Below are 5,610 nucleotides of genomic sequence, written 5' to 3' on the forward strand. Positions count from 1 at the left end.
CATGTCGTCCCGCGCTCCGGCCTCAGGCCTCCGGGTGGGTCCGTGCGGCTGCGGCTGCTGCCTTGCGCTCCTTCTCGGCCTGCTCCTCCGCCTCCATCTCGGCGAAGACGTCGATGGGCGCCGGAGCCTTCGCCAGGAAGAGCCAGGTGAGGTAGACCGCGAGCAGGAAGGGCGGGATCTTCAGCGCGACCAGCACCCAACCGAACTTGGTGGTGTCGGCCCACCAGTACATCGGGAAGAGGATCGCGCACTTGCCGAGCAGGATCAGGCCCCAGGCCCAACTCGCCTTGGTGTAGGCCTTCTTGCGGCCCGGGTTGCGGGTGCGCCAGGAGAGGTTCTCCTTGAAGACCGGTCCGAGGATCAGACCGATGAGGGGGACCCCGGCAAGTGCCGTGATGATGTACGCGAGGGCGAGGCCCAGGGTGTACAGCATGCCGGGCAGGTAGAAGTCCTTGGCATTGCCCGTCATCATCGCGAAGACCACGCCGAAGGCGACGCCGAAGACACCGCTGAAGGCGTGCTTCACGGTGTCCCTTCGGATCAGCCGGACGGCCACCAGGACCAGCGAGACGGCAAGGGCGGCGATCGCCGAGACGTGCAGGTCCTTGTTGATCGTGAAGATCGTGACGAACAGCAGGCCGGGCAGGACCGTCTCGACCATGCCCCGCAGGCCTCCGAACGCCTCGAAGAGCGCGGCCTCGGTCACGGCCTTGTCGGCCTGGGCGTCCTGGTCCGGGGTCGACCGGTTTGCGGTCGGCTTGTCGAGGGACGTCACCGGCTACTCCTGTCCGAGCGGTCGGAGCTCGTATTTGGGGTTGAAGAGGACCCGCCGGCCGTGGCTCATGGAGATCCGGCCGGAGGCGATCAGCTTGCGGCCGGGCTCGATGCCCACGATGGAGCGACGGCCGAGCCAGACGACGTCGAGCGGTGCCGTGCCGTCGAAGAGCTCGGCCTCCAGCGCGGGCACACCCGCCCGGGGACGCAGCGTGACCGTGCGCAAGGTACCAGTCACCTTGACGATCTGGCGGTCGGAGCAGTCACAGATCCGCGTGCACCCCGACGCCTCGGCGTCCTCCTGGAGCTCCTCCGACTCCAGGTCCTCCGGGGAGGAGGAGAGCCGGTCGAGCATCCGGCGGAATCTTCCGACCGGCTTCTCTGTACGCGGTGCAGCACTCATACAGAAAGCCTACCGGCCCCCGCTGGCACCGGAAGCGGCCCGGACCGGCTTCCCGTACGGCGTCCGCTTCACCGTTCGAAGCGGTACCCCATGCCCGCTTCGGTGACGAAGTGGCGCGGGTGCGAGGGGTCGCGCTCCAGCTTGCGCCGCAGCTGCGCCATGTACACCCGCAGGTAGTTGGTCTCCGTGCCGTACGAGGGTCCCCAGACCTCCTGGAGGAGCTGCTTCTGGCTGACGAGCCGCCCGCCGTTGCGGACCAGGACCTCCAGGAGGTGCCACTCGGTGGGGGTGAGCCGGACGTCCCGACCGTCGCGGTGGACCTTCTTCGCCGCCAGGTCGACGGAGAAGCCCTCCGTCGCGATCACGACCTCCTCCTCCCCCGTACCGCCGACCGGCTCGGCCCGGCGCACGGCCGCACGTAGGCGGGCGAGCAGTTCGTCCATGCCGAAGGGCTTGGTCACGTAGTCGTCGGCCCCCGCGTCCAGGGCCCCGACCTTCTCGTCGGAGGTCTGTCGGGCCGAGAGGACCAGGATCGGCACCCGCGTCCAGGCCCGGAGGTGCTTGATGACCTCGACGCCGTCCATGTCCGGGAGGCCGAGGTCGAGGACGACGACGTCGGGATGGCGGTCGGCGGCGAGCCGGAGGGCGGTGGCACCGTCGGGTGCGGCGTCGACCTCGTACGCGCGTGCCTTGAGGTTGATCACCAGGGCACGAACGATCTGGGGCTCGTCGTCGACCACGAGTACCCGGGTCATGGGGGCCTTCCTTCTGTGGAACGGGATGTCGGTGGGGTTCGCACGGGGCTGTGGGAAGCGGTCAGGTCACGGAACGCGCCGGGAGGTCGGCCGGGGAACCCGGTGACCCGCCCGGCGCGGCCCGCAGGGTGAGCACCATGGTGAGGCCGCCGCCGGGAGTGTCCTCCGCGTCGAGCGTGCCGCCCATGGACTCCGCGAAACCACGTGCGACGGCGAGCCCGAGGCCCACTCCGGAGCCCCGGGGGGCGTCGCCGAAGCGCTGGAAGGGTTCGAAGATGCCGTCCTTGCCCTCGTCGGGGACACCGGGACCGCGGTCCACGACCCGCAGCTCGACCCGGTCTCCGAGGACGCTCGCGGTGACGGCGACGGGGACGCCGGCGGGGCTGTACTTCACGGCGTTCTCGACGATGTTGGCCACGGCGCGCTCCAGGAACCCCTTGTCGACCTCGACCATGGGCAGCGCCTCGGGGACGTCCAGCTCGGCGCTGCCGTCCGGGACGCCGCAGAGCGCCATGGGCACCACCTCGTCGAGGTCGACGGCCCGGATGAGCGGGGTGACGGTTCCGGTCTGCAGGCGTGACATGTCGAGGAGGTTGCCGACGAGGTGGTCCAGGCGGTCGGCCCCCTCCTCGATGCCGGCCAGGAGCTCGGCCCGGTCCTCTTCGGACCACTCGACGTCGTCGGAGCGGAGCGAGGAGACGGATGCCTTGATGCTCGCGAGCGGGGTGCGCAGGTCGTGGCTGACGGCGGCGAGCAGGGAGGTGCGGATCTTGTTGCCCTCGGCCAGCTTGCGGGCTTCCTCCGCCTCGCCGACGAGCCGCTGGCGTTCCAGGACGACGGCGGCCTGGGCGGCGAAGGCGCCGAGCACCCGTCGGTCCTCGGCGTGCAGCACCCGGCCCGAGAGCACCAGGGCCAGGTGACCGCCGATCGTCATGTCGACGTCCGCGTCCTCCGGCCGTACCGCCGGATGGGGACCGACGCTCGCCGCCGGCGTCCACGGTTCTGCCTCGTCGGCGCGTTCCAGGAGGGCCACGGATTCCATGGAGAAGGTTTCCCGGCCCCGTTCGAGAAGCGCCTCCAGGCTGGTCTCGCCGCGCAGCACGCTGCCGGCGAGATGGGAGAGCACCTCGGATTCGGCGCGCAACCGGGCGGCCTGGTGGGTGCGCCGGGCAGCCAGGTCGACCACCGAGGCGACCGACATCGCAACGCCGAAGAAGACCACGATGGCGAGGAGGTTCAGGGGGTCGGCAATGGTGAGCCGGTGGACCGGCGGGGTGAAGAACCAGTTGAGGAGGAGGGAGCTGGCCGCGGCCGAGGCGAGCGCCGGCAGGAAGCCGCCGAGCAGCGCGGCCGCCACGGTCAGGGCGAGGAAGAGCAGCATGTTGTTGGCAAGCCCGAGGTCCGCGTCGACGTGCGTGAGGAGCAGTGCCAGACCGATCGGGGCGGCAACGCCGACCAGCCAGCCGCCGATGATGCGGGAACGTCCGAGGCGGGCCCCGCGCGCGACCGGGAGGCCCCGGCCCTTGGCGACCTCGCCGTGGGTGACGATGTGGACGTCCAGGTCCGGCCCGGAGTCACGGGCCACGGTCTGGCCGACGCCGGGGCCGAACACGTACTGCCAGGAGCGGCGGCGGCTGGAGCCCAGGACGATCTGCGAGGCGTTGGCCCCCCGGGCGAACTCCAGGAGCGCGGAGGGGATGTCATCACCGATGACGTGGTGGAAGGTTCCCCCCAGGTCTTCGACCAGGGTGCGCTGGACGGCGAGCTCCTTCGGTGAGGCCGCGGTGAGCCCGTCGCTGCGGGCGACGTAGACGGCGAGGACCTCGCCGCCGGCCCCCTTCTCGGCGAGTCGGGTGGCACGCCGGATGAGGGTGCGGCCCTCGGGTCCGCCGGTGAGGCCGACGACGATGCGCTCCCGGGCCCGCCACGGGGAACGGATGTTGTGCTCGCCCCGGTAGCGCTGGAGGTACTCGTCGACCCGGTCGGCCGTCCACAGCAGGGCGAGCTCGCGCAGGGCGGTGAGGTTGCCGGGGCGGAAGTAGTTGGAGAGGGCCGCGTCGACCTCGTCGGGGGTGTGGATGTTGCCGTGGGCCATCCGGCGGCGCAGGGCCTCCGGGGACATGTCCACCAGCTCGATCTGGTCGGCCCGGCGGACGACCTCGTCGGGGACGGTCTCGCGCTGCCGTACGCCCGTGATCGACTCGACGACGTCGCCGAGCGATTCCAGGTGCTGGATGTTCACGGTCGACACGACGTCGATCCCGGCGGCGAGCAGCTCGGCGACGTCCTGCCAGCGCTTGGGGTTGCGCGAGCCGGGCGCGTTGCCGTGCGCGAGCTCGTCCACGAGCGCGACGGCCGGCCGCCGCGCCAGCACCGCGTCGACATCCATTTCGGTGACGGTGCCGCCCGGAGACTCGATCGTACGGCGCGGGAGCAGCTCCAGGCCCTGCAGCATCGCCTCGGTGCGGGGCCGCCCGTAGTGCTCGACGAACCCCACGACGCAGTCCGTGCCCCGTTCCACCCGCCGGCGCCCCTCGGAGAGCATCGCGTAGGTCTTGCCGACACCCGGTGCGGCACCGAGGTAGATCCGAAGCTTGCCGCGTCCCATGCCCCGACCCTACGTCCCGCCCCTCGGACGTTCCGCACGCGGATGCGCGCCTCGGCGGCATTGGCGCGATCCTGACGGCGGAGCCCGGGATGCGGCGCGCGGGATGCGGCGCGCGGGGCGGCGTCCTGGACCTGCGCCGTGCCCCGGGCCCTCGCCCGGCGCCCTTCGTGCCCTCCGTGCCCTCAGCGCTCTCCGTGCTCTCCGTGCTCTCCGTGCTCGATGATCTCGCCGTCGCTCAGCTCCAGGACCCGGTCCGCCAGCCCCAGGAGCTGGGGGTCGTGGGTGGCGACCAGGGCCGTACAGCCCTCGCTGCGGACCACCGCGCGCAGCAGCTGCATGACGGCGAGTCCGGTCTCCGCGTCGAGCTGCCCCGTGGGCTCGTCGGCGATCAGCAGCGCCGGCCTGTTGGCGAGGGCACGGGCGATGGCCACGCGCTGCTGCTGGCCGCCGGAGAGCTCTCCGGGTCGTTGGTTCGCGTGGTCGGCGAGGCCCACGAGCCCGAGCATCAGGGACACCCTCTCCTCCCGCTCCTTCGGGTCCGCCCTGCGCAGCCGCAGGGGCACGCCCACGTTCTCGGCAGCGGAGAGGACCGGTAGGAGTCCGAAGGACTGGAAGACGAAGCCGATGCCGTCCCGGCGCAGCTCCAGGAGGCCTTCCTCGCCGAGCGTGGAGAGGTCCGTGCCGTCGATGACGATCCGGCCGCCGTCAGCCGTGTCGAGCCCGCCCACCAGGTTGAGCAGGGTCGTCTTGCCCGACCCCGAGCGGCCCTTGAGCGCGACGAGCTCGCCCCTCGGGACGTCGAAGGAGACTCCGCGCAGGGCGTGGACGGCGGCTTCGCCCGTGCCGTAGGAGCGGCGCAGGCCCTCGACGCGGACCATCGGGGACCCGGCGGGGTCCTCCACGACGGCGGTTGCGGCCCCGGTGCTGCTCTCACTCACCTTGTGCTCCCCCTCTCGAACATGTGCGCCGCCAGTATGGTCCGCGGCCCGGTCGGAGGACCAGGACCGTGGGCAAGGGGGCGAAGGGGAGTCGGCGAAGGCCGGTGGGCCGTTTCCCGCACCGTGCGGTGC

Annotated in this window: 5 protein-coding genes; all 5 read right to left on the minus strand. The window is 71.7% G+C overall.

The genetic code is table 11. The features are described 5' to 3' along the window. Nucleotides 1-22: 22 nt before the first annotated feature. Entirely contained in the window at nt 23-775 is a 753-nt protein-coding gene (locus ACFW2Y_RS34505) for a DUF3159 domain-containing protein (protein ID WP_384887305.1), read from the minus strand. A gap of 3 nt (nt 776-778) precedes the next feature. Continuing rightward, nucleotides 779-1,177, minus strand: coding sequence for an OB-fold nucleic acid binding domain-containing protein (locus ACFW2Y_RS34510; protein ID WP_384887308.1), 399 nt, complete (start codon nt 1,175-1,177; stop codon nt 779-781). Nucleotides 1,178-1,245: 68 nt separating this feature from the next. After that, a complete protein-coding gene (locus ACFW2Y_RS34515) occupies nt 1,246-1,932 on the minus strand; it encodes a response regulator (RefSeq protein ID WP_384887311.1) in 687 nt (228 codons plus the stop codon). Nucleotides 1,933-1,993: 61 nt separating this feature from the next. Further along, complete coding sequence (locus tag ACFW2Y_RS34520; RefSeq protein ID WP_384887313.1) at nt 1,994-4,540, minus strand: ATP-binding protein; 2,547 nt, start codon at nt 4,538-4,540, stop codon at nt 1,994-1,996. 182 nt (nt 4,541-4,722) lie between these two features. After that, nucleotides 4,723-5,418 (minus strand): ABC transporter ATP-binding protein, encoded by a 696-nt coding sequence (locus ACFW2Y_RS34525; RefSeq protein ID WP_384887316.1) that lies wholly within the window; start codon nt 5,416-5,418, stop codon nt 4,723-4,725. Nucleotides 5,419-5,610 lie beyond the last annotated feature (192 nt).

Source organism: Streptomyces sp. NPDC058877 (assembly GCF_042742855.1).
GTDB lineage: Bacteria > Actinomycetota > Actinomycetes > Streptomycetales > Streptomycetaceae > Streptomyces.